The sequence below is a fragment of the Streptomyces sedi genome (genome assembly GCF_006335015.1).
GTDB lineage: Bacteria > Actinomycetota > Actinomycetes > Streptomycetales > Streptomycetaceae > Streptomyces > Streptomyces sedi.
Genome location: NZ_VDGT01000002.1, coordinates 106,929 through 133,472 on the forward strand (window position 1 = coordinate 106,929; position 26,544 = coordinate 133,472).

At 72.9% G+C, this 26,544-nt stretch carries 23 protein-coding genes and 2 tRNA genes; 19 read left to right on the forward strand and 6 right to left on the reverse strand.

Annotation, left to right across the window (positions count from 1 at the left end):
- Positions 1-225 precede the first annotated feature (225 nt).
- A complete protein-coding gene (locus FH715_RS03305; RefSeq protein WP_139640501.1) occupies positions 226-2,544 on the forward strand; it encodes an MMPL family transporter in 2,319 nt (772 codons plus the stop codon).
- A gap of 638 nt (positions 2,545-3,182) precedes the next feature.
- Here FH715_RS03305 and FH715_RS03310 read toward each other — a convergent pair.
- Entirely contained in the window at positions 3,183-3,719 is a 537-nt protein-coding gene (locus FH715_RS03310) for a MarR family winged helix-turn-helix transcriptional regulator (RefSeq protein ID WP_139640502.1), read from the reverse strand.
- A gap of 334 nt (positions 3,720-4,053) precedes the next feature.
- On the opposite strand from FH715_RS03310, the gene ribB reads away from it, so the two are divergent.
- The 10 genes from ribB (at position 4,054) to FH715_RS28545 (ending at position 12,156) form a co-directional block, all read left to right on the forward strand.
- On the forward strand, positions 4,054-4,707 hold the full coding sequence (gene ribB, locus FH715_RS03315; protein ID WP_139640503.1) for a 3,4-dihydroxy-2-butanone-4-phosphate synthase: 654 nt from the start codon (positions 4,054-4,056) through the stop codon (positions 4,705-4,707).
- Between the two features lie 17 nt (positions 4,708-4,724).
- Complete coding sequence (locus FH715_RS03320; RefSeq protein WP_139640504.1) at positions 4,725-5,942, forward strand: lysophospholipid acyltransferase family protein; 1,218 nt, start codon at positions 4,725-4,727, stop codon at positions 5,940-5,942.
- A 6-nt stretch (positions 5,943-5,948) separates the two neighbouring features.
- Positions 5,949-6,539 carry a hypothetical protein gene (locus FH715_RS03325; RefSeq protein ID WP_139640505.1) on the forward strand — a complete coding sequence of 197 codons (591 nt, stop codon included), beginning with the start codon at positions 5,949-5,951 and terminating at the stop codon, positions 6,537-6,539.
- Positions 6,536-7,312, forward strand: coding sequence for an SDR family oxidoreductase (locus tag FH715_RS03330; RefSeq protein ID WP_139640506.1), 777 nt, complete (start codon positions 6,536-6,538; stop codon positions 7,310-7,312). Before FH715_RS03325 ends, FH715_RS03330 begins: the two co-directional genes overlap by 4 nt.
- Before the next feature lie 2 nt (positions 7,313-7,314).
- Positions 7,315-7,743: an SRPBCC family protein gene (locus FH715_RS03335; RefSeq protein WP_139640507.1), complete on the forward strand. Its 429-nt coding sequence runs from the start codon at positions 7,315-7,317 to the stop codon at positions 7,741-7,743.
- Positions 7,733-7,900 (forward strand): hypothetical protein, encoded by a 168-nt coding sequence (locus tag FH715_RS28035; RefSeq protein WP_170184615.1) that lies wholly within the window; start codon positions 7,733-7,735, stop codon positions 7,898-7,900. The genes FH715_RS03335 and FH715_RS28035 overlap by 11 nt, the downstream gene beginning before the upstream one ends.
- Before the next feature lie 203 nt (positions 7,901-8,103).
- Positions 8,104-9,114, forward strand: a complete 1,011-nt coding sequence (locus FH715_RS03340) for a beta-ketoacyl-ACP synthase III (RefSeq protein ID WP_139640508.1) — start codon at positions 8,104-8,106, stop codon at positions 9,112-9,114.
- Between the two features lie 130 nt (positions 9,115-9,244).
- A complete protein-coding gene (locus tag FH715_RS03345) occupies positions 9,245-9,502 on the forward strand; it encodes an acyl carrier protein (protein WP_139640509.1) in 258 nt (85 codons plus the stop codon).
- A 35-nt stretch (positions 9,503-9,537) separates the two neighbouring features.
- Positions 9,538-10,779 (forward strand): beta-ketoacyl-ACP synthase II, encoded by a 1,242-nt coding sequence (gene fabF / locus FH715_RS03350; protein WP_139640510.1) that lies wholly within the window; start codon positions 9,538-9,540, stop codon positions 10,777-10,779.
- Between the two features lie 390 nt (positions 10,780-11,169).
- Positions 11,170-12,156 (forward strand): hypothetical protein, encoded by a 987-nt coding sequence (locus tag FH715_RS28545; protein ID WP_211367415.1) that lies wholly within the window; start codon positions 11,170-11,172, stop codon positions 12,154-12,156.
- Positions 12,157-12,210: 54 nt separating this feature from the next.
- Here FH715_RS28545 and FH715_RS03360 read toward each other — a convergent pair whose 3' ends face one another.
- Positions 12,211-12,681 carry a hemerythrin domain-containing protein gene (locus FH715_RS03360; RefSeq protein WP_139640511.1) on the reverse strand — a complete coding sequence of 157 codons (471 nt, stop codon included), beginning with the start codon at positions 12,679-12,681 and terminating at the stop codon, positions 12,211-12,213.
- A gap of 146 nt (positions 12,682-12,827) precedes the next feature.
- Complete coding sequence (locus tag FH715_RS03365; protein ID WP_139640512.1) at positions 12,828-15,530, reverse strand: AfsR/SARP family transcriptional regulator; 2,703 nt, start codon at positions 15,528-15,530, stop codon at positions 12,828-12,830.
- 85 nt (positions 15,531-15,615) lie between these two features.
- Here FH715_RS03365 and FH715_RS03370 point away from each other — a divergent pair, with 85 nt between their 5' ends.
- Both FH715_RS03370 and FH715_RS03375 read left to right on the forward strand, forming a co-directional pair.
- Positions 15,616-16,308 (forward strand): hemerythrin domain-containing protein, encoded by a 693-nt coding sequence (locus tag FH715_RS03370; protein ID WP_139640513.1) that lies wholly within the window; start codon positions 15,616-15,618, stop codon positions 16,306-16,308.
- A 91-nt stretch (positions 16,309-16,399) separates the two neighbouring features.
- Positions 16,400-17,917 (forward strand): alpha/beta hydrolase, encoded by a 1,518-nt coding sequence (locus tag FH715_RS03375; RefSeq protein WP_139640514.1) that lies wholly within the window; start codon positions 16,400-16,402, stop codon positions 17,915-17,917.
- 39 nt (positions 17,918-17,956) lie between these two features.
- Here the strand turns inward: FH715_RS03375 and FH715_RS03380 are convergent.
- Positions 17,957-18,030 (reverse strand) — tRNA-Ile (locus FH715_RS03380).
- A 187-nt stretch (positions 18,031-18,217) separates the two neighbouring features.
- A tRNA-Asn gene (locus tag FH715_RS03385) sits at positions 18,218-18,290 on the reverse strand.
- A 167-nt stretch (positions 18,291-18,457) separates the two neighbouring features.
- Here FH715_RS03385 and FH715_RS03390 point away from each other — a divergent pair.
- The 6 genes from FH715_RS03390 to FH715_RS03415 all read left to right on the forward strand — a co-directional run bounded on the left by FH715_RS03390 (position 18,458) and on the right by FH715_RS03415 (position 25,702).
- Positions 18,458-18,760, forward strand: a complete 303-nt coding sequence (locus tag FH715_RS03390) for a hypothetical protein (RefSeq protein ID WP_139640515.1) — start codon at positions 18,458-18,460, stop codon at positions 18,758-18,760.
- A gap of 226 nt (positions 18,761-18,986) precedes the next feature.
- Positions 18,987-19,757 carry an IclR family transcriptional regulator gene (locus FH715_RS03395; RefSeq protein WP_139640516.1) on the forward strand — a complete coding sequence of 257 codons (771 nt, stop codon included), beginning with the start codon at positions 18,987-18,989 and terminating at the stop codon, positions 19,755-19,757.
- A gap of 63 nt (positions 19,758-19,820) precedes the next feature.
- Positions 19,821-20,675, forward strand: coding sequence for an SMP-30/gluconolactonase/LRE family protein (locus tag FH715_RS03400; RefSeq protein WP_139640517.1), 855 nt, complete (start codon positions 19,821-19,823; stop codon positions 20,673-20,675).
- A 168-nt stretch (positions 20,676-20,843) separates the two neighbouring features.
- Entirely contained in the window at positions 20,844-21,863 is a 1,020-nt protein-coding gene (locus FH715_RS03405; protein ID WP_139640518.1) for an NADP-dependent oxidoreductase, read from the forward strand.
- 355 nt (positions 21,864-22,218) lie between these two features.
- The gene (gene arfA / locus FH715_RS03410; RefSeq protein WP_139640519.1) at positions 22,219-23,748 is read left to right on the forward strand and encodes an arabinosylfuranosidase ArfA; all 1,530 of its coding nucleotides are present in this window, start codon (positions 22,219-22,221) and stop codon (positions 23,746-23,748) included.
- A gap of 232 nt (positions 23,749-23,980) precedes the next feature.
- The gene (locus FH715_RS03415) at positions 23,981-25,702 is read left to right on the forward strand and encodes a PHP domain-containing protein (protein ID WP_139640520.1); all 1,722 of its coding nucleotides are present in this window, start codon (positions 23,981-23,983) and stop codon (positions 25,700-25,702) included.
- Positions 25,703-25,893: 191 nt separating this feature from the next.
- Here the strand turns inward: FH715_RS03415 and FH715_RS03420 are convergent, their stop codons facing one another.
- Positions 25,894-26,271 carry a hypothetical protein gene (locus FH715_RS03420; RefSeq protein ID WP_139640521.1) on the reverse strand — a complete coding sequence of 126 codons (378 nt, stop codon included), beginning with the start codon at positions 26,269-26,271 and terminating at the stop codon, positions 25,894-25,896.
- Between the last annotated feature and the right edge of the window lie 273 nt (positions 26,272-26,544).

Below are 26,544 nucleotides of genomic sequence, written 5' to 3' on the forward strand. Positions count from 1 at the left end.
CGTGAACGGCCGTGCGATTGCCGGCGTTCCCCGCGCCCGTCACCTGCGACGAAGCCACTCCGATCGATGACCAGACAAGGATGTCACCCCACAGATGTTGCATCATCGATGCCATGTCATGCATGATGAAGCATCGATTACGCGACATCAATCGGATGGTCGCCCTGAGTCGTGTCGGCGTGCCCGGCGACCACGGCTGTCCGGGCAGCACTCCAGGAGCGGAAAATGAAGACACTGACACGTTTGTCCCTAGACCGGCCCAAGGCCGTCGTCCTCGGCTGGCTCGTCATCCTCGCCGTGGCCATGCCCTTCGCCCTCCAGCTCACCGGCGCCCTCAAGGCCGGTGGGTTCTCCGACCCCAGGGGCGCGTCGGTCGACGCCCAGGAGACCCTTGAGGCGGCGTTCGACGAGGCCCCCAACTCCCTGCTGATCGTTCTCAACGGAGACGACCCGACCGCCGTCGACGCCGCCGTCGACACGGCCGGCCAGGCCGCGGACCGGGAGGGCGTCTCGGTCGTCGTCGACCGCGACGACCAGCCGGGCTGGGTCTCGGAAGACGGCCGGACCACCTTCCTCCAGGTCGCCTTCACCAGCGACAACACCACGGTCCAGAACCTCGTCCCCGACGTGCGGGACGACGTGAGCGAGGCCGTCGGCCCGGACGTCGAGGTCAACGTGACCGGCGCCCCCGCGCTCGACTACGCGCTCAACATGCACTCCAAGGACGACGTCACGCGCGCCGAACTGATCGCGTTCCCCGTGCTGTTCGTGGTCCTGCTGCTGGTCTTCCGCTCGGTCGCCGCCATGGCGGTGCCGCTCGCGCTGGCCGGCGTGACCCTGATGATCACCCAGGCCATCGGCTTCGCCATGACCAAGGTGACCGACGTCAACAGCCTCTTCACCAACATCGTCACCATGGTCGGCCTGGCCGTCGCCGTCGACTACTCGCTCTTCATCGTCAAGCGGTTCCGCGAGGAACTGGCCGAGGGACTCGACGTGCGCCGCGCCCTGGAGCGCACCATGGCCACCGTCGGCCACTCGGTGCTCTTCAGCGGCCTAGCCGTGGTCGTCGCGCTCTCCGCGCTCTTCGTCCCCCGCGCCATGTCCTTCACCAGCATCGCGCTGGGCGGCGTCGCGGTCTCCGTGATCGCCGTGCTGATGGCGGTCACCCTGCTGCCCGCCGTGCTGAGCCTGCTCGGCCACCGGATCAACTGGGGCTCGCTGCGGCGCCGTTCGCGTGCCGCCGCCTCCGAGGCAAACGCCGGGGCCACCGCCTCCGACGCCTCGAACGGCCGGAGCGCCGACGCCCCGCGCGCCACCCGCTTCCCCGGGCGCCCCGGCGTCGTGCTGGCCGGCCTGGCCGTCGGCTTCACCGTGCTCGCCCTGCCGGCGACCCAGCTCACCCTGCGCGTCCCGGTCGCCAGCGCCGACATCCTGCCCGCCTCGGACGAGGCCCGCGTCGGCATGGAGCGCATCCAGGAGGACATCGGCATCCGCGAGATGTTCCCCATCCAGGTGGTGCTCACCGCCGACGAGGCGAACGCCGCCGAACTGCTGGAGACGGCCGGCGCCATCGCCGACCGCGCGGCCGGCCTGCCCGGCGCCGACGAGGTGCGCAGCGTCGCGGATCTCCCGCTGGGTGCCACCGAGTTGACGCAGGCCCTGGACGGCGCGATCACCCTCGACGACGAGGCCGCGACCGCCATGGCGCAGCTGGTCAGCACCGAGGACGGCTCGCTGGTCACCCGGGTGATGGTGATCGCCGCCGGCGACCCCGACAGCTCCGTCGCCCACGACCTGGTCGGCGAGCTGCGTTCCGAGGTCGACGACCTGACCGGCGCCGGCGTCGAGGCGAAGATCGCGGGCGCCACCGCGACCGGCTCCGACTTCGACAGCCTGGTGCTGCGCTCGGCCCCCGTGGTCGTCGGCTTCGTCGCCCTGCTCAGCTTCCTGATCCTGCTGGCCGCGTTCCGCTCGGTGCTGCTGCCGCTGCTGGCCCTGGCACTCAACGTGGCGGTCGTCGCGGCCAGCCTGGGCGTGCTGGCGCTGGTCTCCGGCAACGGCGAGCAGAGCATCAACAGCGTCACCCCGCTGATGCTCTTCGCCGTGATGTTCGGCCTGAGCATGGACTACATGGTGATCATGTTCTCGCGGATGAGGGAGATGTACCTGGACGGTGTCCCGCACCGCGAGGCCGTCCTCGGCGGGCTCGCCCGTACGGCGGGACTGGTGAACGGGGCGGCGGCGATCATGGTGGCCGTGTTCGCATCCTTCACGAGTGCACAGATCAGCATCGTTCGCGAACTGGGCATCAGCCTCGCGGTCGCGGTCCTGCTGGACGCCGTCGTCGTCCGTCGTCTGCTGATGCCGGCAGCGCTTCTGTTGATCGGTGAGCGGATCTGGGGACGCCGGCCGGTGACCGGTACCCCGAACGACCCCCCGGCCCCGACCGAGGTCGCCGACGGTCCCGACTCTCTCCCCTCGGGCCCCGAAGCCTCCTCCCCGGCGGACACCCCCCGGTCCGCCGCCCCCGCCCTGCGCTGACGTCTCCCCCGACGTAGCGCGGACCGCCTGTGCCGCCCGGCCTCCCAAGGCCCGGGCGGCACAGGTGTGTCCGGCGGCCACCGGGGCGCTCCGCGGTGGCCTTCGCGGCGCGGAGGCCTTCGCGGCGCGCGGCCCAGGCCCCGGCCCCGGGTGCGGGTCGCCCCGGGGCGACGACGCGGCCACGGCGCCCGGTTGGCGCGGCGCGGCCCGCCAGGCGCCGGCGACGCGCACCGCCAGGCGCCGTCGACGCACCCGCCAGGCGCCGTCGACGCACCGGCCGGTGGCGGCCCGAGGGGGGCGCGGGGCGCCGCGGCGGTGCATGGGCGCCCGGCCCCGGGCGCCCACGGCCCCGGCCGGGCGGCCACGGCCCCGGGCGGGCGGACGGGGGCGTCCGAGCCCTGGTGGTCGGACGCTCGCGCCCCCGCCCGTCCGGAGGCCGGCCGGGCGCCGGGGCACGGGAAACGACCGAGGGCCTTCGCGGAGTCGCGAAGGCCCTCGGCCGTGCTGGTCAGGCGGTCATGCGGGTACTGCGGTACTGCGGTACTGCGTTACCGCCGGCATCGCGCGCGTGGGGGGCGGCGATGGCCGACGCCGTCGGCTCGCCGAGGCGGACGGCCGACGGCCGGTGGGCCGGGTGTTCACCCCCCGCTGGGGAAGCCCTCGCGCGGGAAGCGCTCGGCGATGGTGGCGGCGCTCGGCGTGCCCTCGATGACGCGGCGAAGGGCGAGGATCACGATCTCCCTGTGCTCCTCCGAGAGCCCGCTGCCCACCATCCGGTCCATCGCGTTGTCGACCTCCCGCAGCTGCGGGATCATCTCCTCGCCCCGGGTGCTGAGTCGCAGGTAGATGACGCGGCGGTCGATGCGTCCCGGCTCGCGTTCCACCAGGCCGGCCTTGGTGAGGGTGTCCACCAGCCGGCTCGGGCTGCCGCTCTCGCAGACCACCTGGCGTCCCAGCTCGGCCAGGGTCAGCGGGGCCTTGCGGGAGAGTACCAGCAGGATCTCGGCCTGGGCCGGGGTGAGCCCGAGCGGGCGCAGCTGGGCGCCCATCGCGCGGGCGCCCTCGCGCTGCGCGGCGAGGACCAGGTAGCGCAGTTCCGTGTCGCCCGCGGTCGGCTGACTGTCGTGGCCGCCCACGTGAACGGGTGGGTCGGCCAGGGATGTTCGTCGGGTCATGGGGGCCTCCTGGTCGTCGCGACGTCTTTGTCGAGTCGTCGTGGGGTCGTCGGGAGCTGGGGGAACCGCCGAGGCGGCCAACGCTCATCTCCATGATGCCACATCCATGACACCGAAAAAGATGACCCGTCATCGATATGGATACCGCTTCAAGTGTCCATCAAACCCAAAGAAGGTGTTGCAACACCGATGTCTCGTCATGCATGATTAAGCATCGATGTTACGGCATCGATTTGCGACAGGGATCGTGCGTCTTGTGGCGCTCGGCCCCCGCTTCACCGCACAGCGAGACCCAGAGACCAAGTCCACAGCAGGAAAAGAAGGAGACACTCCCATGAGCGTTCAGACCCTCGACGCCCCGCCCATCGTTCTCGACGAGGCCGCCACCGCCGTCGCCGCCATCGCCCGTGGCGAGCTGGTCGTGGTCGTCGACGACGAGAACCGCGAGAACGAGGGCGACCTGATCGTCGCCGCCGACCACGCGGACGCCGCCGCGATCAACTACATGATCACGCACGGTCGCGGCCTGGTCTGCGTCTCCGTCACCGAGGAGCGCGCCGCCGAGCTGAACCTGCCGCCGATGGTGGACCGCAACGAGGACCACCACGGCACCGCCTTCACCGTCAGCGTCGACGGCGGCCCCGAGCACGGCGTCACCACCGGCATCTCCGCCCCCGACCGCGCCAAGACCATCGAGCTGATCCTCGACGGCAAGAGCGAGGACCTGCGGCGCCCGGGCCACATCTTCCCGCTGGTCGCCCGCCCCGGCGGCGTGCTGGCGCGGCCCGGCCACACCGAGGCCGCCGTGGACCTGGCCCGCTTCGCCGGCCTGCGCCCCGCCGGCGTCATCGTGGAGATCATCCTGGAGGACGGCACCATGGCCCGGCTGCCCCACCTGGCCGACTTCGCCCGCCGCGAGGGCCTGGTGCTGACCAGCATCGAGAAGCTGCAGGAGTACGCCGCCGCGCAGCTCCGGGCGACCCGGTGAGCCGGATACCCGGCCTGATGGCGCGTGTCACGACCGCCGTTACCCGTCCCGCGGTCGTGACCCGCTATCTCTCCGGAGTCGAAGGCGTCCAGCACATCCCCGTGGACGGGCCGTTCGTCCTCGTCCCCAACCACAGCAGCTTCTCCGACCACCTGATCCTCGACGCGGTGTTGCACGCCCTGCGCGACACCCCGTCCTCCTACCTGACCAAGTCCGAGGCCTTCGACAACACGCTCCGCGCCCAGTGGACCGTGGGAATGGGCGGCATCCCGGTCGACCGCGACCAGCCGGGGCGGGACCTCCTCGCCAAGGTGGACGGGGTCCTGAACGGCGGCGGCGCCCTGGTGATCTACCCCGAGGGCACCCGGGGGACCGGCTGGCCGCTGCTCCCCTTCAAGGACGGCGCCTTCCGCTTCGCCGACCGGGCCAGGGTCCCGGTCATCCCGGTCGCCCTCTGGGGCGCCCAGCACATCCTCCCGAAGGGAGCCAACCTCCCCCGGAGCGCCAAGGCCCGCGTGGTCTTCGGCGCCCCCCTGACCGCCGACCTCTCCCTCCCCCGCAAGCAGCGCATCGCCGACTTCACCGAAAGGACCAGGTCCGCCCTGGAGACCCTGGTCCTGACCGCGGCCCAACCCAGGTCGGAACGCGACGCGGAGGCCACCGCGGCCCTCGCCGCCCGCGCCACCGCCATGATCGAACGTTCGCTCAGCAGGACCGACTCCCAGACCCCCGACCGCCGACGAGACCAGGCGTCCCTCCTGCTGCGCCTCGGTCGACTCACCGACCCCGACAACCCCGACCTGCGCGTGACCCGGGCCAGGCTGGCCGGCCTCCGCGCACTCGACGCCTCCCCGCCGCGGCGCCTGGCGCTGCTGCGGGGGGTGCGGCGGGAGGCCGAAGACGTCCTGCGCGACCACCCCGACCACCTGATGGCCCGCTACCTGCTGGGGCGTTGGCACCTGCTGACGCCCCGGCAGCTGGGGGGCCGGCCGGAGAGGGCGCTGGGGCACCTGCGGGAGGCCGCGCGACGAGGCGCCGCCGACACCCGCTACCCGATGGCCTACGCCGAGGCCCTGATCACCACGGGGCAGCACGCCGAGGCGAGTGGGGTGCTGCGGCGGGTGATCGACGCCCCGGCGCCCGACCGAAGGACGGCGGACCGCAGGCAACGCGCACAGGCCCGTTACAGCGAACTGACCGCGACCCACGCCGCGGTACTCAGCCCCGGAAGGTGACCCGACATGTCCCAACCTCCGATCCTGTGGTGCGGAAGCACCCTGGTGGTCTTCGACGGGCCGCGCCGCCTGACCTGGCGCAGGGGGCCCAGGGGCGAGTGGTTCCCCGTCTCCCTGTGGCCGACGCCGCAGCAGGCGCTCCAGGTCAACGAGCATCTGGCCCAGGGCGGGGGGCTGCTGGTCCTCGTCGAGGAGGCGGAGACCGAGATCCCGTTGCACACCGAGGAGTTGGCCGGCGCCCCCTGGGAGCTGGCCGACCGGGTGACGGTGGAGGACGGCCTCGCCGAGCTCCGCGTCCCCGCGCTCGACTGGCTCCCGGAGGAACTTCAGGCGCGGGGGCGGAAGTTCCTCAAGGACTCGGCCTGCTTCTTCGAGCGCCAGCCCGACCTGCTCATCCCGCACCTGGTCGTCGAGCCGCTCGGCCCGACGCCCGAGAACCTGCGCTTCGGGCGACTCCGCCCGCCCCGCCGGTGCACCGACGAGCGCCTGCGGACCGTGGCCGACCACCTCTTCGATCACGGACTGACGATGCCCCGCGCCCCCGAGTCGCTCGGCGACGACGCCTCGTGGGCCCCCATGTTGGAGACCATCTCATGAACGACGACACCCTCACCGTGGCGCCGCCGGACCTGCGGGACGCGCTGCCGCTCGATGGCCGGGTCGTGGCCCTGACGGGCTCCGCCAGGGGCCTGGGACTGCAGATCACCGAGGCGCTGCTCGACCAGGGCGCCCAGGTCATCGCCAACTACCGTTCGATGTCCCGTGAGTTGCGGGAGCTGGGCCGGGTCAACGGCGACCGGCTGCGGCTGCTGCCCGGCGACGTCACCAGCGAGGAGACCGCCGAGTCCCTGGTCGTGGAGGCCCGCCGCCTCGGCCGGCTCGACGTCCTGATCCACAACGCCGGCATCACCCGCGACCAGCCGCTGGTCCGGATGCCCGTCGAGGACTGGGACGAGGTCCACCGGGTCAACCTGCGCGGCGCGTTCCTCAGCACCAAGCACGCCCTGAAGCTGATGATGCGGGCCCGGTACGGACGGATCATCTACATCTCCTCCGTCACCGCCCTCACCGGCAACAGCGGGCAGGCCGCCTACACCTCGTCCAAGTCCGGGCTGCACGGCCTGGCCCTGTCCGTCTCCCAGGAGTACGCCTCCTACAACGTCCGCACCGCGACCGTCGCCCCCGGCATCCTCGACACCGGCCTCGGCTCGCTCGTCGCCCCCGCCCAGCGCCGCCGCATGGAGGACCGTTCGCTGCTCGGCCTCGGCCCCGCCGACCAGACCGCCGCCACCGTCGCCTTCCTCGCCAGCCCCGCCGCCGACTACATCAACGCGACCGTGATCCGCACCGACGGAGGAATGAGGTACTGACCATGCACCAGCCGAACGAGCGCAGCGCGAACGTCCTGATCGACTCCCCCTCCCTGACGGTCTTCCAGATCCTGCTGGAGCCGCGCCGGCTGGCCGAGTGGAACCCCGCGTTCCTCTCGGTGAGCGGCCCGCCCGAGGCCCGCGTCGGGACGCACTACCCGATCCGGGCCAGAGGCGGACTCTCCGGCCACTGGGAGTACCACCGGATCGAGGAGTCCCGCGTCGAGGGCTACTGGGAGGTCCCGGGACTGGTCGAGCACAACACCTGGGAGCTGAGTCCGCACGGCGACGGCACCCGGGTGCGCCACTCCTTCGCCCACCAGGGTGCGCTGGCCGCGCTGCTGCGCCCCGCGTTCGCGAACGTCGCGGACCTCAGGCTGGGACGGCTCGCCGAGCGGGCGCAGGAGCGGAGGCCGGTCGATGTCGCCTGAGTTGGCGGCCGTGGCGGAGCGGCCCGGCACACGCCCCCAGCCCGAGATGCCCGTCCGACTCACCGAGGAGAACGCCTGTTGGAGCGGGCCCGCCTCCCTCTTCCAGGCCCGCGAGCAGCAGCCCGCGGAACCCCACATCGTGCGGGGCGTCGACTGAGACCGCCCCCGTACCCCAGCCGGCGGTGGGACCGGAACGGACACCGAACCGCTCCCGGGAACGACCCGGTCCCACCGCCACCCCCGCCCCGCTGAACGTTCCGCGCCGCCCGCACCGCCCGCGCCACGCACCGCCCGCACTGCCCGCACCACCGCACCGTCTCGCGCACGTACTGCCCGACCCGACGACCTGGGGAGGCTTCCATGCCCAGCAGTACCGTCCCGCGCGCGCCCCTGGGCGCGCCCCACGCCCGGGTGCTCGGGGTCGGCGGCTACCGCCCGACCCGCGTGGTGCCCAACGACGAGATCGTCCACCGCATCGACTCCAGCGACCAGTGGATCCGCGAACGCTCCGGCATCGCCGAGCGCCGCTGGGCGGGACCCGAGGAGACCGTGGCCGCCATGGGCGCCATCGCCGGCGCCAAGGCGCTGGCCCAGTCCGGCGTCACCGCCGAACGCGTCGGCGCCGTCGTCGTCGCCACCTCCACCCACTTCGCCCAACTGCCCGCCGTGGCCACCGACATCGCCGAACGGGTGGGCGCCAGGGGCGCCGCCGCGTTCGACCTCTCCGCCGCCTGCGCCGGCTTCACCCACGGCCTCGCCCTCGCCTCCGACATGGTGCGGGGCGGCAGCGCCGAGCACGTGCTGCTCGTCGGCTCCGAGCGGATGTCCGACCTGATCGACCACGACGACCGCGCCACCGCGTTCCTCTTCGGCGACGGCGCCGGCGCCGTCGTGGTCGGCCCCTCGCCGACGCCCGGCATCGGCCCCGTCGTCTGGGGCGCCGACGGCTCGCAGCGCTCGGCCATCGAACAGACCGCGTCCTGGCTGGAGTTGCGCGAGGACCCCGGGCGTTCCTTCCCGGCGCTGACGATGCGCGGCCAGCAGGTCTTCCGCTGGGCCGTCTACGAGATGGCCAAGGCCGCACGCGACGCGCTGGACGTCGCCGGTGTCACCGCCGACCAGCTGGACGCGTTCGTGCCCCACCAGGCCAACCTGCGGATCGTCGAGGCGCTGGCCAAGGCCATCGGCCTCCCCGAGAACGTGCCGATCGCCCGCGACGTCGTGGACTCCGGCAACACCTCGGCCGCCTCCGTCCCGCTCGCCATCGAACGACTGCTCTCCGGCGGCGAGGCGCCCAGCGGCGGCCTCGCCCTCACCATCGGCTTCGGCGCCGGCCTCTCGCACGCCGCCCAGGTCCTCACGCTGCCCTGACCAGCCCTGACCAGCCCTGACCAGCCCTGCCCCGCACCGACCAGCACCGACCAGCCCTGATCCGCACCGCACCGCCTCCCGCACGGCGCACCGTTCGCACGACCCGAACCTCACCCAAGGAGAGAAAGCCATGACCACGATCACCACCCAGCAGGCCCTCGTCATCACCGGCATCTCGGAGATCCTCCAGGAGGTCGCCGGCACGCCCGCCGAGGACGTCACGCCGGAGGCCAGCTTCGCCGAGGACCTGGACATCGACTCGCTGACCATGGTCGAGGTCGTGGTGGCCGCCGAGGAGCGCTTCTCGATCGCCATCCCGGACTCGGAGGTCAAGGACCTGGTGACGGTCGCCGACGTCGTCGAGTTCGTCCGCCGGGTCACCGGCTGACGGCGGCCGAACCCCATCACGAGGAGGTGAACCCCTTGTCCACCACGCGACGCCGGGTCCTGGTCACCGGGCTCGGCACCGTCAACCCGCTCGGCGGCGACGCCCCGACCACCTGGTCGGCGCTGCTCGACGGCACCTCGGGCGCCGCGCCCCTCACCGAGGAGTGGGCCGAGTCCGCCGCGGTGCGCTTCGCCTGCCGCGCCGCCCGCGAGCCGGGCCCCGAGCTGGGCACCGCGCTCAGCCGCAGGACCGACCGCTCCACCCAGTTCGCGCTGCTGGCCGCCCGCGAGGCGTGGCGGGACGCCGGCGGCCCCGAGCCGGACGCGCGCCGGCTGGGCGTGGTGCTGGCCTCCGGGCTCGGCGGCGTGACCTCGCTGCTGGAGCAGCACGACACGTTGAACCGCTCGGGACCGCGCCGGGTATCCCCGCACACCGTGCCGATGTTCATGCCGAACGGGCCGGCTGCCCAGGTGGCGCTCGAACTGGGAGCGCGCGCCGGTGTGCACGCCTCCGCCTCGGCGTGCGCCTCCGGCGCGGAGTCGATCGGCCACGCCGTGGAGATGATCAGGTCCGGACGGGCCGACGTGGTGGTGGCCGGCGGCGCCGAGGCGCCGATCCACCCGGTGCTCTTCGCCGCGTTCGCCAACATGCGCGCCCTGTCCAAGCGCAACGACGCCCACGAGACGGCGTCCCGCCCCTACGACCGCGACCGCGACGGCTTCGTGATGGGGGAGGGGGCGGGCGTGCTGGTCCTGGAGTCGGCGGAGCACGCGGCGGCCCGCGGCGCCGAGGGCTACTGCGAGGTGGCCGGGGTCGGCATGACCTCCGACGCCCACCACATCGCCCAACCCGAACCGGAGGGCCGCGACGTGGCCCGCGCGATCCGGGCGGCGCTGCGCGACGCCGACGCTGCCCCGGCCGACGTCTCCCACGTCAACGCCCACGCCACCTCGACCCCCGCCGGCGACCTCGTCGAACTGGCGGCGCTGCGCGCGGAGTTCGGCCCGGCGGCGGAACGCCTGGCCATCTCGGCGACCAAGTCCATGACCGGTCATCTGCTCGGCGCGACCGGCGCCGTCGAGTCGGTCGCCACCGTGCTGGCCCTGCGCGACCGGCTGGCCCCGCCCACCATCAACATCGAGAACCTCGACCCCCGCGTCGACCTGGACATCGTCCGCGCCAAGCCGCGCGAACTGCCGCTGGGCGCCACCGTGGCGCTCAACAACTCCTTCGGCTTCGGCGGCCACAACATCAGCCTGGCCTTCCGGGCCGTGTGACCCTTGCCCCTCCCGATCCGACAGTCCCCACCACCCCGACGGCTCCCACGACACCCGCCGCCCCGTCCGCTACCCAGCGGACCGGGGCGGCAGGCCTGTTCGGCGGAGAATGACAGCTTGTTGCCCGCGCGCCCGTTCCGTCACCTGCCGTCCACACGCCGGGCCTATTCTTGACGCCCCATCAGGTGAAGATGGGGGTGCTCAACGTGGTCAGAGTTCGGTAGACATCGACCTCACGCAGGGAGTCATCGTGACCGGATCGCCCTTGCATCTCTCCGCGGTTCAGCACCGCGCCGCGGCCCGCCGCCAGACCTCGGCCCGGACGCGTCCCGGCCCGCCGCCCTCGTTATCCGACGGGGGGCGAGCCGACCGGGGGAAGGGTGCTCCCGGATGCGAGTGATCGAGATCTCCGTGCTCCGCGCCCGCGCCTCCCGGGCTCACTGGGGGCTGCTCTCGGTCTACGAGGGGGAGGAGTCCCCCGCCGAGCCCGCCTTACCCGCCGTCCCCGCTCCCACTGCCCCCGCCACCGACCCAGCCCCAGACGCAGCACCAGGCCCAGCCCCAGACGCGGAACCAGGCCCGGGCCCCGACCCCGTTCCGAAGCCGCCGCCCCCCGACGCCGGCGCCGACGGGCCGGGCTTCGCCACCGGCCGCACGTTGCGCAGCCGCTGCCCCGTCGTTCCCCACCAGGCCTGCCCGGCCGACGTGTTGGGCCGCCGCTACCCCGTCGTGCGCGGCCTGCTGCGGCGCGCGGCGTCCGAGCGGATGCCGGCCGGCCACTGGTATGTGATGGCCGACGGCGACACCGCGCTCGACCCGGTGCGCGAGCATCTGGCCTCAGCCCTCAGCAACCTCTCCGACCACGGCGCCGTGCTGCGCGCGATGGCCGGGCGCGGGCTGCTGAGCACCGTCTACTCGGGACGCTGCGCCCATGTCCAGTCCGACGGCGGCTCGCACGACAACTCCTATGACCGACTCCTCGCCGCCGTCGACCAGTTGGCCAGCCACGGCCTCCAGGCGCCGGCCATTGCCCGCTGCCTGGAGTGCGCCGGCTTCACCCAGGCGCCTGGACGCGCGGACAGCATCAGCCTGCCCAGCGTGCGGCGGATGCTCCGCGAGGACCTGCGCCCGATCCAACGCAGCCGCCCCGGCCCCAAGCCGCGCTCCAGCGACGAACTGCCGCCGGACGAATGGTGGTTGTCCGACCTCGCGGCGGAGCTGGAGATGCCGGCGGTCACGCTCTACGCGTGGATCAGGCGCGGCTGGATCAGCCACGCCCGCAAGGAGCCGGCGCCACCGCACCGCTGGATACTCCGCGTCGACCCCGACGAACTCCACGCCCTCCGCGCCCGCCGCTCCAGCACCGGCGGTCCCTGAAGGACGGCCGTCCTCCCCGCGGCGCGCGGACCCCGGGGAGGACGGCCGGTCGTGTCACAGCGGCCCCAGCACCTCCCCGGGGTCCGCGTCCAGCGCCAACGATTCGAGCACCGTGAGCAGTTGGCGTTCCTCGTAGGCGAAGTGGCTCTCCATGATCGCCGCGATCCCCTCCAGGTGGTGATCCAACTCGGCCGGCGACGCCGCCGCGTCCACGGCCTGCCGCAGGCCGTGGAGGAGGTAGTCGATCATCGAGTGGTCCTGCTCCAGCCGCCGCAGCGTCTCGCCCAACTCCGGGTGAGCCGCGGCGATGGCGGGGAACAGGGTGCGGTCCTCGCCCCGGTGGTGCCGCGTCAGCGCGGTGCAGAAGCCCCGGCAGAACAGCAGCAGTTCGCGCGTGGCCGGCTCGGCGGCCCCGCCGTCCTCCAGCGCTTCGCGCGTGACGCGCAGCGCGGCCCGGAGTCGGGTGTGGACCTCGCGCAACTCTCGGCTCCAGGCGACCAGCCTGGTCTTCTCGCCCTCAGCCATGTGAGGGCGAAGGGAACGACGTGTTCATCGTCATGCTCCTTCGTGATCCGGCGCCTCCATGCCTGACACGAACTGCCACCGGCACGCGACGCTGGTGTCAGTGTAGGGAGGGGGAGTGCGGCCGGGCGACCTCGGCGGCCGGTCCGTCAGCCGGCGCTCCCCGGCGAGGTCAGGACGGCGATGGCGTCGTCGAGCGTCGGCGGCGCCGCGGGAGGAGCGCCCTCGTACCAGCCCCGCGGCACGGTCGACTCAAGAAAGGTGCCGGCCGGGCGGATGTCGCTGTGCGCCTGCCGGAAGTGGACGACGTCGCGGAGCAGCGCGGCGCCGGCCGCGTCACCGGCCGCCTCCAGGGCCAGGGCACCGTTGTGCAGCACGGCCAGCTGGTTGCTCAGGTCGCCCTCGTCGAGGAAGCGCCGCAGCGAGGACCGCAGCAGGGGCAGCGCTTCGCCGTCCCCCGCCTCGACCAGGGTCTGGGCCAGCATCAGCTCGCTGAGCGCGGCCGTCCACACCCGCCCGGCGGCGTCGGCGAGCCGCACGGCGGCCCGCAGCCGGTCCCGGCCCTCGGCGATCCGGCCGGACATGATGAGCGCCGCGCCCCACGCCATCGCGGTGGCCGGGACCAGCCAGGTGGTCTCCGTCTCGGTGGCGATGGCGTGCGCCTCGGTCGACGCGCTCAGCGCGGTCGCCGGGTCGCCCCCCGGCAGCTGGACCAGGGCCTGGTAGTAGCGGATCTCGGCGAGCAGGCCGCGGTACGCCGGTTCCGAACCCACCGCCAGGCCCGCCTCGGACAGCATCCGCCGTGCCGTGGTGACGTCGCCGGTGAAGTAGAACAGGCCGGCCGACGAGGTTCTGGCCCGCACGACGTCGCCGAGCGAGGCGTCCGGCGCGGCGGCCAGGGCGGCGGTCAGCACCCGGTTGCCCTCGGCGAGCAGGCCGCTGCGGATCCAGAACCACATCAGCCGCGCGGCCGTCCGCAACGCCTCGACCGGGGCGTGTGCCAGGTCGTGCGCGAGCCCCGCGCGCAGGTTCGGCAACTCCCGGCGCAGCGCCGCCATCGTGGCCCCTGACCGCACGCCCCGCAGATCGCCCTCGGCCCGGGCGACCAGCTCGCGGACCCAGACCGCGTGGGCGGCCCGGGTCGCCGCCGGGTCCCCGTCCACGGAACGGCAGTACGCCCGGATCGTCTCCAGCATCCAGTACCGCGCCGTGCTGCCGCCGGTCTCGGCGGTGACCACGGACTGGTCGACCAGCGAGACGAGCACGTCGAGCCCGGCGGCGGAGGCCGCGGCCTCCAGGGGCAGTCCTCCCTCGTACGGCCAGAGCCGCACCGCGAGGGCACGCTCCTCCTCGGAGAGCAGAGCGAAGCTCCAGGCGACGGCCTCCTGCAACGTCGCGTGCGGGTTCATCGTGCTGTGCGGGACCCGGCCCAGCACGGTGAACCGGTCGTCCAACTGCTCGATCAGCCCCCGTATGCCGAAGGTCCGCACCCGCGCCGCCGCCAACTCCAGGGCCAGCGGCAGCCGGTCCAGCGCCTCGGCGAGGCGGCGCAGGTCCCGGCGGTCGGCATCCCGCGCGACCCAGCCGGGCCGGCTCGCGCGGACGCGATCGGTCAGGAGCGCCACCGCGTCGTCGGCGGTCAGCGGCCCGAGCGGCAGACTGTGCTCGCCGTCGACGCCGAGCGGGCTGCGGCTGGTGGCCACCACGCGCAGCGCGGGAACCCGGTCGAGCAGGTCGACGACGAGCCGGGCCACCTCGTCGACGAGGTGCTCGCAGTTGTCGAGCACCAAGGGCCCCCCGTGCAGGCGCAGCCGCCTGACGAGCGCCTCGTGCGGGTCCCCTGCGAACCCGGTGACGCCGGCCGCCGCGGCGACCTCCGAGACCAGGTGGGCGGGGTCGGCCACGTCGGCGAGCCGGACGACGGCGTCCCGCCCGGCCCACTCCACGGCCAGCCGGGTCTTGCCCGACCCGGCGGGACCGACGACGGTGACGAGCCGGTGCGTGGCGACGAGGCGGTTCAGCAGCGCCAGATCGGCGTCGCGGCCGACGAACGACGACAGCGGCCGATCACCGGGCGCCGCGTCCGCGACAGCGGTGGCCGCCAGGGCCGGGTCCTGCGACAGGATGCGGTCCTCGATCCTCCGCAGCCCCGGCCCCGGGTCGACCCCCAGCTCCTCCGCCAGCAGGGTCCTGACCCGGCGCACCGCGTTCAGGGCGTCGGCCTGGCGCCCCGAGCGGTAGAGCGCCAACGCCAGCAACTGCCAACGGCGTTCGCGGTACGGTGCCGCGTGCACCAGCAGTTCGAGCACGGCCACCGCGCCGGCGTGGTCGCCGGTGGCCAGCAGCGCCGCCGCGCCCTCCTCCTGGGCGCTGTCCCGCTGTTCCACCAGGGCGGCACGGATCGCGGTCGTCGACTCGTCGTCGGCCAGGTCCTCGTAGGGCGTCCCGCGCCACAGCCGCAGCGCCGCGTCGAAGGCCTCGTGCGCGTCGGCGTGGCGGTTGCCGGCCACCAGCGCGCGGGCGCGGACGAGGTGGCCGCGGAACCGTTCGACGTCGGTGTCGGCGGCGAGGAGCTGGTAGCCGCCGGCGGAGCGCTGCAACGTCGTGCCGGGCAGCGCCCGGCGGAGCCGGGAGACGTACACCTGGAGGGTGCCCGTCGGGTTGCGCGGCCAGCGGTCGCCCCACAGCCCCTCGGCCAGGCTGTCCTCCGAGACCGGCCGCCCCTCAGCGGCGATCAGGATCCCCAGCAGCCTGCGGGGCAGCCGACCCCCGACGTGGACGGGCTGATCGCCCCCACGCACCTCGAACGGACCCAGCACCGCGAACGTCAGCACCGCACCATGTAAGCCCATGTCAACGACTGCGGCAAAGCCGGTGGCCGCCGCGCCGGTTCCGCGTTGTAGGCGGATTGAAAGGTACCGCCTCGAAGCTGCTCCCATGGCTAACGAGAAGAACGAGAAGAACGAGAAGCCGGCCGACAGCCGCGACATGATCGGTGCGCACGACGCCATGCGGAGGGAGTTCGCCGCTCTGCCCGCGCTGGTCGCCGGCGTGCCGGCGGGTGACACGCGGGGCACCGCCGTCGTCGCCCGCCACGTGCTGATGATGGTCGACTTCCTCCACGCCCATCACACCAGCGAGGACGACCACGTGTGGCCGCGGCTGCGGGAGCGTTGCCCCAAGGACGTCGGGCTCCTCGTCGCGACGATGGACCAGCAGCACGCCCTCATAGACGGCGAGTTGACGGCGCTCGCCGCGGAGTGCCGGCGCTGGTCGGACTCCGCCGGCGCCACCGAAAGGGATGCCGTCGCCGCCGTCGCGGAACGGCTGTTGCCGCCGCTGTTCGAGCATCTGGCGCTGGAGGAGGAGCGCATCCTGCCGCTTATCGATCGCCACCTGACCGAAAGCGAGTGGAAGGCGACCGTCGAGGCGTCCCTGGGCAAGGTTCCCTTCTCCCAGCGCCTGCTGATGCTGGGGATGGCCCTGCACGGCGCGGACGAGGAGCAGGCCCAACTCCTGCGCGCCGCCGTCCCCGCACCCGTCTGGCATGTCGGCCGCCCGCTCGGGACGCGTCTCTACCGCACCCATCGTGAACGCCTGGCCTCGGCGAGCCGGGAATCGGGTCTCTGATCCCCGCCGACCCGCCGTCGGCGGTGGTCCCCGCTCTCCCCGTTTTCAGAACGCCACATGAGAAATGGCTCGACTCATGGAAGGAATCCTCATGCGAAAGCCCGTCACCCCCGTTCTCGCTTTCGCTGTCACCGCGTCACTGACCCTGGCCGGCTGCTCGTCGGCCGACGCGGAGGACGGTCAGGACGAAGAAAGCCCGGCGGAGGAGGCGATATCCTGGGGAGAGTGTCCCGAGGCCGTCGCCCCACCCGGCCTGGAGTGCTCGACGATCGACGTTCCCCTCGATTACGGGAACGCGGAGGGCGAGACGATCGAGATCGCCTTCTCCCGTCTCGCGAGCGAGGACCCCGAGAAGCGCCGCGGGGTGCTGCTGACCAACAGCGGCGGCCCCGGCGGGGAAACGCTGAGCATGCCCGCCACGCTGCGCGAGTCCGGCCTTCCCCAGTCGGTCCTGGACAGCTACGACGTGATCGGGATCGACCCGCGGGGCGTCGGCCACAGCACGCCGGTGACCTGCGGCCTGGAGCTGGCGGACCACCCCAGCAACATCCCCACCTACGCGCGCCACGAGGCGGACGTCGCCGCCGAGGCCGAACGCGTCGAGGCCGTCGCCGCGCGGTGCGCGGAATCCGAGACCGCCGACCTGCTGCCACACATCACCACGGCGAACACCGCGCGCGACATGGACCGGGTGCGTGAGGCGCTGGGCGAGTCGGAGGTCTCGTACTTCGGCATCTCCTACGGCACCTATCTCGGCGCGGTGTACACGACGATGTTCCCGGAGAACAGCGACCGTTTCTTTCTCGACAGCGTGACGGGACCCCGGGGTTGGGACTCCTCGTTCGCGCGGACATTCGGGGAGGGATTCCAGGACCGGTTCCCCGATTTCGCGGAGTTCGCCGCCGCCGAGCACGAGACGTACGGCCTCGGGGAGACGCCCGAGGAGATCGAGGAGAAGTTCTTCGAGATCGCCGAAAAACTCGACGCCGAGCCCACCCCCGAGGGCTACAACGGCCAGGTGTTCCGCCATCTGACGTTCGACCGTTTCTACTACGACGACAAGCTGCCGGAACTCGCCGGGATCTGGGCGGCGCTCGACACCGGCCAGCCGGTGCCCGAGCCGGAGGGCGACGGGAGCCAGGGGGAGGCCGCGGGGGAGGCCGCCTCCGCCGGGATCCCTTCGGACAACTACCTGGCCAGCCAGCTGCACGTGATCTGCAACGACTCCGACTGGCCGGAGGACGTCTCGACCTACGCGCGGAACGTCGAGGAGGACCGGGAGCGCTTCCCCATGTACGGCGCGGCCGGGGCCAACATCACGCCCTGCGCGTTCTGGCCCTCGGAGCCCGTGGAGGAGCCGGTGGAGATCACCGACAGCGGCCCGTCGAACGTGCTGATGCTCCAGAACCTCCGCGACAACGCGACGCCGCTGTCCGGGGCGCGCGAGACGCGTGCGGCGCTCGGCGACCGGGCCCGGATGGTGACGGCCGACCAGGGCGGGCACCTCGCGTATCTGTTCCTGGACAACCGGTGCGCCCACGACCTCGTCACCGACTTCCTGGTCACGGGTGAACGCCCCGACGAGGACGTCGACTGCCCGGCGGCCTGACGGCCGACGCCGGGGGCTGTCCGCCAGTGGGGGAGAAGGTGGGGCAGGTGGGACTCGAACCCACGGCCGACGGATTATGAGTCCGTTGCTCTAACCGGCTGAGCTACTGCCCCTTCTCGGCGTGCCGCGCACAACTGTGCGCGCCGTCTGCCGCAGCATAGCTGCTCATACGATCTGCCGCCCGGGTCGGGCGGGTCTACGCAACCAGGGACACCGTGCACGGGGTGATCGGTTCCCGGGGTTCGCGGAGAGATGCGGCGCAAACGGCGAAGGGCCCCGAAAGGGGCCCTTCGTGTGATGCTCCCCCGACTGGACTCGAACCAGTAACCTGCCGGTTAACAGCCGGCTGCTCTGCCAATTGAGCTACAGGGGACTGCTCCGCTCGGGGCCGCACACCATCGGGTGGGGAGCGGCACCGCGCTGCGGGCCATACATTAGCGCATGTGAGGGGGTGCTCCGAAATCCGTATCCGGGTCACCCGGTTATGGGAGGCCGGGCGGGTCAGGAGAAGATCAACGGAAGCGAGAAGAGGAGCATCCCATGCGCAAGCTGGTGTTCATCGCGGGAGTGGCTGTCGGATACGTTCTCGGAGCACGCGCGGGACGTGAGCGCTACGAGCAACTGTCCACCGCGGCCGAGAGGTTGAGGGCCAATCCCGCCGTCAGGAACAGCGTCGACTCCGCCGCCCAGGCCGGCCGGCAGGCCGCCGCCAGGGCCGCGGGGGTGGTGGCCGACCGGGCCGGCGACCGGCTCCCCGAGGGAGTGGCGGGCCGTCTGCGGGCCGTCGGCAACCACGGCGAGGCGTCGGACGCCGCGCTCGCCGACGAGTGGGGCACGCGCTGACGCGTCGGCGCTGACAACGGCCGGGTTCGCCCGTCGCACGCGAGGAGCGGGCGGCGGGCATTGCCGTCGGTGGCGGGGCATTGCCGTCCGTGGCGGCGATGGCTAGCGTGGTGTTCGGCATCTCGTCTCACGGTCGGGATGCCGAACGTTGGCGAGCGGGACCCGAGTGGCCCGCCAGTGGGGCCGGCGGGGCCGAGCGGCTCGTGCGGCAGGGGAGGCATCGGGCATGGGGAGACGTGTACCGGCGGTGAGCCGGGCGCTGGACATACTGGAGCTCTTTCTCGAAGGCGACGGCACCCTGTCCGCGCCCGAGATCACCCGCCGCCTCCAACTGCCGCGCACCACGGTGCACGAGCTGGTGACGACGCTGGCGGCCCGTTCCTATCTGGTGCCGGTCGTCGAGCAGCCGGGCCGCTACCGGCTGGGGGTGCGCACCTACCAGCTCGGCAGCCGCTACGCGGAGCAGCTGGACCTGGCCGCCGAGGGCCAGCAGGTGGCCCGTTCGGTGGCCGAGACCTGCGGGGAGACGGTGCATGTCGCGGTGCTGGAGGGCACCGACGTGATCTACATCGCCAAGGTCGACAGCACCCACGCCGTGCGGATGGTCTCCGCCGCCGGGCGCCGGCTGCCGGCGCACTGCACGGCCGTCGGCAAGATGCTGCTGGCCTCGCTCGGCCCCGACGAGCTGGACGAACGGCTGCCCGACGGCGAACTGCCCGCGATGACGGCCAACTCGATCACCGACGTGGCCGCGTTGCGCGCCGCGCTGGCCGAGATCGCCGCCCGCGGGGTCGCCACCGAGAGCCAGGAGTCCAACGCGGACGTCACCTGCGTGGCCGCCCCCGTGCGCGACCGCTCGGGCCGGGTGGTGGCGGCGCTCAGCGTCTCGGTGCCGATGATCCGCTGGAGCGAGGCGCGGCAGCGGGAGCTGACCGAGCTGGCCCGCCAGGGCGCGGGGCGTCTCTCGGAGCGGCTCGGCCACCACGGGGTCGGCTGAGCCGCGGCGGAGCGGGCCGGGGACCGGAGTCGGAAGAAACGGGCGCGGGGAAGGGGATTCGCGGTGTCAGTCGCTTGGGAGATCGCCGTTCGGGCACGGGCCCAGCTGGGGGAGGGGCCGACGTGGGACCCCGTGACCCGCCGGCTGATCTGGGTGGACATCCTCTCCGCCCGGGTGCACACCCTCGACCCCTCGACCGGCCGCCGCTCCGTGCTGCTCACCGAGCAGCACGTGGGCGCCGCCAAGCCGCGGGCCGGCGGCGGCCTGGTGGTCAACCTGCGCGACGGCGTCGGCGCCTACGCGCCGGACGGCACGTTCCGCTGGCTGCACCGCGAGGTGGTGCCGGGCCGGCGGGGGAACGACGCGGCGGTGGCGCCGGACGGCTCGCTCTGGGCCGGCTCGATGGGGTACGACGAACGGCCGGGTGGCGGGTCCCTCGTCCGGGTGCGCCCGGACGGCTCGGTCTCCACGGTGCTGCCCGAGGTGACGGTCAGCAATGGTCTGGGATGGAGTCCGGACGGCGGGACGCTCTACTACATCGACACCCCGACCCGGCGGGTGGACGCGTTCACCGTGGCCGGGGACGGCTCGGTGGGGGAGCGCCGGGTGCTGGTGGACACCGCGGGGCTGAGCGGCTTCCCGGACGGGATGACGGTGGACGCGGACGGCTGTCTGTGGGTGGCGTTCTGGGAGGGGGGCGCGGTGCGGCGGTTCACGCCGGACGGCGCGCTGGACCGGACGGTGGAGCTGCCGGCGAGCCGGACGACGGCCTGTGCCTTCGGCGGCGACGACCTGCGCGACCTGTATGTGAGCACCGCGCGGGTCGGGCTCGACCCGGGCGCCGAGCCGGTGGCGGGTTCGCTGCTGGTGCTGCCGGGGATCGGGCGGGGGTTGGCGCCGCCGGCGTTCGCCGGCTGAGGCGGTGGCGGAACGGCGTCGGGGCGGCGCGCGTGGTTTCCCGTTCCCCGAGCCGTCGGAGGGGGCGCGCGGGCGCCCCGCGCGCGCCGGGAATGGCGCGGGAGCCCCGAGGCGTTGGCATGGTGTCGTTACGATCCGTGCGACGAACGTGACAGGAGGCGGTTCCCGATGTCCCTGCCCAGCACCAGCCGTGAGTGGCACCTGGTGGCGCGCCCCTCGGGGTGGCCGACCGATGACGACTTCGCGCTGCGCGAGGCGCCGATCAAGGAGCCGGCACCCGGTCAGGTGCTGGTCCGCAACCGCTGTCTCTCCGTCGACCCCTATATGCGCGGTCGCATGAACGAGACCAAGTCCTATGTGCCGCCCTTCCGTCTCGACGAGCCGATGACCGGGGACGCGATCGGCGAGGTGGTGGCCTCGGAGGCGGAGGGCATCGAGGTCGGGGACCTCGTGCTGCACCAGCTCGGATGGCGTGAGTACGCCACGCTTCCGGCCGCCTGGGTCTCCGCGGTCCCGCGGGGGCTCGACGTTCCCGACACCGCCTTCCTCGGTGTGCTCGGTATGACCGGGCACACCGCCTACGCGGGGCTGAAGGAGGTCGCCAAGGTCCGGGAGGGCGATGTCGTGTTCGTCTCTGGCGCGGCCGGCGCCGTGGGGAGCGTCGCCGGGCAGCTGGCGCGGCTGCTGGGCGCGAGCCGGGTGATCGGCAGCGCGGGCGGCCCGGAGAAGACCCGGTTGCTGACCGAGGAGTACGGCTTCGACACGGCCCTTGACTACAAGGCGGCGCCGATCGGCGCGCAGTTGGCCGAGGCGGCGCCCGACGGGATCGACGTCTACTTCGACAACGTGGGCGGCGACCACCTGGAGGCCGCGCTGGACGCGCTCAACACCTTCGGCAGGGTGGCCGCCTGCGGGATGATCTCCAGCTACAACGACACCGAGCCCTCGCCGGCGCCGCGCAACCTGGGGCTGGTGGTCGGCAAGCGGCTGCGGATCGAGGGCTTCCTGGTGATGGACCACGCCGCGTTGCGCGAGACGTTTCTGCGCGAGGCGGGCGAGTGGGTCAGCACCGGTCGGCTGCGCCACCGGGAGACGGTGGTGGAGGGGATCGAGCACGCGACGGACGCGTTTCTGCGGATGATGCGCGGGGGGAACGTCGGCAAGATGCTGGTCGCCGTGGACGGCTGAGCCGCCGGCCACCCGCGCGTCCGAGGGGTCGGGCACGCCGTCGCACAGGACGGCGTGCCCGGCCCCTTCGCCTTCCCGCCGTCCCCGGCCGGGTGTCCGTGAACCCCGTGCCAGACGTGCGAGATGTGGCACACACGGGCATCGCCGGGCGGTGAGCATGAGCGAACGGACAACGGTGAACGTGCCCGCGAACGGGTAAGTACATCGATGGACATCCGTGGTCGGAACGATCGCTCGGGACCGTTGACGGCGGCTCGTTCTCGACCATAGGTTTGTTCGAAGTCGCGATCGCAGTGCGAGATATCGAACGCACGAGATGTCGAACGAGCCGCCCCTTGAACCAGCAGGGACCCGCATGAGTGCTGAGCACACCGCCCGTTTCACCCTCGACCCCGCCTTCGCCGTCTCCCCCGTGGACGAACGGATCTTCGGCTCCTTCGTCGAGCACCTCGGCCGCTGCGTCTACAGCGGCGTCTACGAGCCGGGCCACCCCAGCGCCGACGAGGCCGGACTGCGCACCGACGTCATGGACCTGGTCAGGGAGATGGGCGTCACCGTCGTCCGCTACCCGGGCGGCAACTTCGTCTCCGGCTTCAAGTGGGAGGACTCCGTCGGCCCCCGCGAGGAGCGGCCCCGCCGGCTGGACCTCGCCTGGCGCTCCACGGAGAGCAACCGCTTCGGGCTGAGCGAGTTCGTCGACTTCGTCCGCAAGGTCGGCTCCACCCCGATGATGGCCGTCAACCTCGGCACCCGGGGCGTCGCCGAGGCCATCGAGCTCCAGGAGTACGCCAACCACCCCTCCGGCACCGCCCTGTCCGACCTGCGGGTCGCGCACGGCGACACCGAGCCGTTCGACATCCGGCTCTGGTGCCTGGGCAACGAGATGGACGGCCCCTGGCAGACCGGCCACAAGACCGCCGAGGAGTACGGCCGGATCGCCGCCGAGACCGCGCGCGCCATGCGGCAGATCGACCCGGACGTCGAGCTGGTGGCCTGCGGCAGCTCGAACCAGGGGATGGAGACGTTCGCCCGCTGGGAGGCGACCGTTCTTGAGCACTCCTACGACCTCGTCGACCATGTCTCGCTGCACGCGTACTACTACGAGACCGAAGGCGACCGGGACTCGTTCCTCGCCTCCGCCGTGGACACCGAGTCGTTCATCGAGAACGTCGTCTCCACCGCCGACCACGTCGGCGCCAGGCTGAAGTCCCAGAAGAAGATCAACCTCTCCTTCGACGAGTGGAACGTCTGGTACCAGGACGGCAGTTCGCCGCAGCTCAGCGACGAGGGCCGGGGCGAGGACTGGGCCGAGGCACCCCGTCTGCTGGAGGACAACTACTCGGTGACCGACGCCGTCGTCGTCGGCTCGCTGCTGATCGCCCTGCTGCGCCACGCCGACCGCGTCAAGGTCGCCTGCCAGGCCCAACTGGTCAACGTCATCGCGCCGATCGCCACCGTCCCCGGCGGCCCGGCCTGGCGGCAGACCATCTACTACCCGTTCGCCCAGGCCTCGAAGTACGGCCGGGGCACGGTACTCGACGTCCGCCCGCAGGGTCCCACGCACGAGACCACCAGGTACGGCGAGGTCGACCTGCTGCACGCCACGGCCGTGCGGGACGACGAGACCGGCGCCGTCACCGTCTTCGCCGTCAACCGCGACCAGCACCGCCCGCTGGACCTCGAAGTCGCCCTCGCCGGCCTCGGCCTGGACCGCGGCGAGGTCGTCGAGCACAGCGTGCTCTCCGACGCGGACGCCGACGCCCGCAACACCGCCGACGCCCCCGACCGGGTCACCCCCCACGCCGGCACCGGCACCACCCTGGCCGGCGGCACGCTGAAGGCCACCCTGGAACCGCTCTCCTGGAACGTGATCCGCCTGGCCTGACCCACCCCCGGCCCGCGCGCAGCGGGCCCGCCGAGACGCCCGCCGCCACCCGTAGACCCGGATGTCCGGGGGCGGCGGGCTTCGGCCTGTCCACACCGCGCCCACTGTCCGAAAAGAGCCGTTCCCCGGGTGTGTGACCGTCCCCTCGCGCTCACCCGCCGTTCATGGAACGCCCCGATGGTGCCGTTGTTCCGCACAGAACCCGCCACCTCAGCTCGGGGAGCACACCCACATGGGCCACGGCCACCACCACGGACACGGTCACGACCACCACCACCCGCACCCGCACGGCGACTCCGGGAGCGGGAACCTGCCCGAGGCGCTCGACCTCACCGTCCCGGACGAGGAGTTGAGCCCCGGGCAGCTCTCCCGCCGCGGCGTGCTGCGCTCCGCCGGGCTGCTCGGCGCCGGCGTGGCCGGGGCCGGCCTGGTCACCGGCGCGACCGGCGCCCTCACCCCGGCCGCCGCCGCCGGCCAGGCGGGGCGCGGCGGCGGCCGGCCCGGGCGGCTGCGCTGGCTCGCCGGCGACCACCACATCCACACCCAGTTCAGCTCCGACGCCATGTACCGCGTCGAGGACCAGGTCCGCAACGGCTCGCGCCACGGCCTGGACTGGATGGTCATCACCGACCACGGCAACGAGAACCACAGCCGCATCGGCGTCGAGAAGGTCAACCCCGAGATCCGCGCCGCCCGCGAGACCTACGACGACACCCTCGTCTTCCAGGGCCTGGAGTGGAACATCCCCTCCGCCGAGCACGGCACCGTCTTCGTCCACCCGGGCTCCGACGAGGTGCGGGTGCTCAAGCAGTTCGAGACGGACTACGACGGCAGCGTCAACAACGCCAGCGGCAACTCACCGGCCAACGAGGCGCTCGCCATCGCCGGCCTGGACTTCCTCGCCGACCAGGTCCGCCGCCGCACCGTCCGCGACGCGCTGATGCTGGCCAACCACCCCGCCCGCCAGGGCGTCGACTCCCCCCACGAGATCCGCGGCTGGCGCGACGCCCAGCCCCGGATCGCCGTCGGCTTCGAGGGCGCCCCCGGCCACCAGGCCGCCGGCATCCCCGCCCCGCACGGCCAGGGCAGCGGGCGCGGCTACTACACCGGCAGCCCCGGCCCCAACTCGTTCCCCGGCTACCCGGCCGAGAGCTACCGCACGTGGGGCGGCTTCGACTGGATGACCGCCACCGTCGGCGGCCTCTGGGACAGCCTGCTCGCCGAGGGCAAGCCCTGGTGGATCACCGCCAACTCCGACTCCCACGTCAACTACGCCGACACCTCCACCCGCCCCGACGGCTCCGACTACGACCGCGACGGCTACCACGGCGACCCGGTCTACGCCGGCGCCGGACTCAACCTCGGCGCGGGCGACTTCTGGCCCGGCCAGTACAGCCGCACCCACGTCGGCGCCCAGGACTTCTCCTACGCGGCCGTGATGGACGGCATCCGCGCCGGCCGCGTCTGGGTCGACCACGGCGGCCTGATCGCCGGCCTCGACGCCCAACTCAAGGGCGGCGGACGCTCGGTGACCCTCGGCGACACCCTGATGGTGCGGCGCGGCACCCGGGTCCAGCTCAAGCTGAAGATCGCCCTGGCCTCCGTCCCCAACTGGGCCAACTTCGTCCCCCGCCTCGCCCGCGTCGACGTCATCCGCGGCGCGGTGACCGGCGCCGTCTCCGACGCGGACTCCTTCCACGCCCCCGACACCCGGGTCGTGAAGTCCTGGGAGGTCGACCGCACGGAGGGCTCCGTCACCTTCACCTACGACCTCGGCAAGGTCGCCGACCCCTGCTACGTGCGCGTGCGCGGCACCGACGGCAAGCGCGTCCAGACCGGCCTCGGCGGCGCCGACGTCGACCCCCACGGCCCCGCCCTCGACGTCGAGGGCGACGCTGACCCGTGGGAGGACCTGTGGTTCTACGCCAACCCGATGTGGGTCCTCCCCGAGTGACCCCCTGACCCCCGGCCCGCCCGCCCGGCGCCCGCGGCCCGCGCCTCGCGCCTCGCGGGGGCGGGGGGCGGGGGGTCGCCGACGGGCCGGTCCCGAACGTTCCGGCGTCGGCGTGGTCCGCCTTCGTGGAACGCGTCAAGCGGTGAACTGGCGCGCCGCCAACGAGGAACTGCCTCCCACCGGACCGCGTACTACGGCCGGCCGTGGCCCGTCCGTCGCTCGATCGACTCGAAGATGTCGGCATCCACCTCGCGCTGCCACTCCGGGAGTTCCGCCCAGTCGGCGACGTAGCCCGGCTTCGGCGCCTCGAAGTGTCGGTGGATCTGCGCGATCCAGCAGAGCGCCACGAAGCGGCCCTTCTGCTCCCGGTTCAGCCGGATCGCGTGGCCCTCGCTGGCCGCCAGGAAATCCTCGACCTGTCGGCAGACAGCAGCCGCCGCCTGCCGTTCCCATTCCGGGGTCTCGTCCCATGGGGCGATGTAGCCGGGCTTCGGCGTGCCCCCGGGGTAGTGGCGCTTGACGCCCTCGATCCAGGCGTTCCGGAAGGTGCGTCCCTGCTCGTCGGACATGAGTGGTGGGGTCCTCTCTCGGGCTAGCTTGCGGTGGTCAGCGTGTCGATGTCCTGGCACAGATCGGAAATACGGCGATCCCGCGTCATCGGCGACAGGTGCACCGCGTTTCTGTGAGCGGCCGATTGGCTCGGCATGCGCCGCCCGGCGGGTCGTGTCGTCGTGTGCCGCGCAGGCGGCGCGCGTCGAGGCGCTGCCCAAGAGGACATCAGGGACCGTCAGGAGGTAGGTAGCGGTGCGCACGGCCGCCCGGTCTTCCATGGCTCACCCGGA

Bases quoted from the DNA above. Each gene is read 5' to 3' on its own strand.
- FH715_RS03310 (WP_139640502.1), bottom strand. From the start codon at position 3,719: ATGACCCGACGAACATCCCTGGCCGACCCACCCGTTCACGTGGGCGGC.
- FH715_RS28035 (WP_170184615.1), top strand. From the start codon at position 7,733: ATGTCGCCTGAGTTGGCGGCCGTGGCGGAGCGGCCCGGCACACGCCCC.
- FH715_RS03395 (WP_139640516.1), top strand. From the start codon at position 18,987: ATGGGGAGACGTGTACCGGCGGTGAGCCGGGCGCTGGACATACTGGAG.
- FH715_RS03360 (WP_139640511.1), bottom strand. From the start codon at position 12,681: ATGGCTGAGGGCGAGAAGACCAGGCTGGTCGCCTGGAGCCGAGAGTTG.
- FH715_RS03330 (WP_139640506.1), top strand. From the start codon at position 6,536: ATGAACGACGACACCCTCACCGTGGCGCCGCCGGACCTGCGGGACGCG.
- FH715_RS03420 (WP_139640521.1), bottom strand. From the start codon at position 26,271: ATGTCCGACGAGCAGGGACGCACCTTCCGGAACGCCTGGATCGAGGGC.
- FH715_RS03325 (WP_139640505.1), top strand. From the start codon at position 5,949: ATGTCCCAACCTCCGATCCTGTGGTGCGGAAGCACCCTGGTGGTCTTC.
- FH715_RS03335 (WP_139640507.1), top strand. From the start codon at position 7,315: ATGCACCAGCCGAACGAGCGCAGCGCGAACGTCCTGATCGACTCCCCC.
- FH715_RS03415 (WP_139640520.1), top strand. From the start codon at position 23,981: ATGGGCCACGGCCACCACCACGGACACGGTCACGACCACCACCACCCG.
- FH715_RS28545 (WP_211367415.1), top strand. From the start codon at position 11,170: ATGCGAGTGATCGAGATCTCCGTGCTCCGCGCCCGCGCCTCCCGGGCT.
- FH715_RS03345 (WP_139640509.1), top strand. From the start codon at position 9,245: ATGACCACGATCACCACCCAGCAGGCCCTCGTCATCACCGGCATCTCG.
- FH715_RS03390 (WP_139640515.1), top strand. From the start codon at position 18,458: ATGCGCAAGCTGGTGTTCATCGCGGGAGTGGCTGTCGGATACGTTCTC.
- arfA (WP_139640519.1), top strand. From the start codon at position 22,219: ATGAGTGCTGAGCACACCGCCCGTTTCACCCTCGACCCCGCCTTCGCC.
- FH715_RS03365 (WP_139640512.1), bottom strand. From the start codon at position 15,530: ATGGGCTTACATGGTGCGGTGCTGACGTTCGCGGTGCTGGGTCCGTTC.
- FH715_RS03375 (WP_139640514.1), top strand. From the start codon at position 16,400: ATGCGAAAGCCCGTCACCCCCGTTCTCGCTTTCGCTGTCACCGCGTCA.
- FH715_RS03405 (WP_139640518.1), top strand. From the start codon at position 20,844: ATGTCCCTGCCCAGCACCAGCCGTGAGTGGCACCTGGTGGCGCGCCCC.
- ribB (WP_139640503.1), top strand. From the start codon at position 4,054: ATGAGCGTTCAGACCCTCGACGCCCCGCCCATCGTTCTCGACGAGGCC.
- FH715_RS03320 (WP_139640504.1), top strand. From the start codon at position 4,725: ATGGCGCGTGTCACGACCGCCGTTACCCGTCCCGCGGTCGTGACCCGC.
- FH715_RS03305 (WP_139640501.1), top strand. From the start codon at position 226: ATGAAGACACTGACACGTTTGTCCCTAGACCGGCCCAAGGCCGTCGTC.
- FH715_RS03370 (WP_139640513.1), top strand. From the start codon at position 15,616: ATGGCTAACGAGAAGAACGAGAAGAACGAGAAGCCGGCCGACAGCCGC.
- FH715_RS03340 (WP_139640508.1), top strand. From the start codon at position 8,104: ATGCCCAGCAGTACCGTCCCGCGCGCGCCCCTGGGCGCGCCCCACGCC.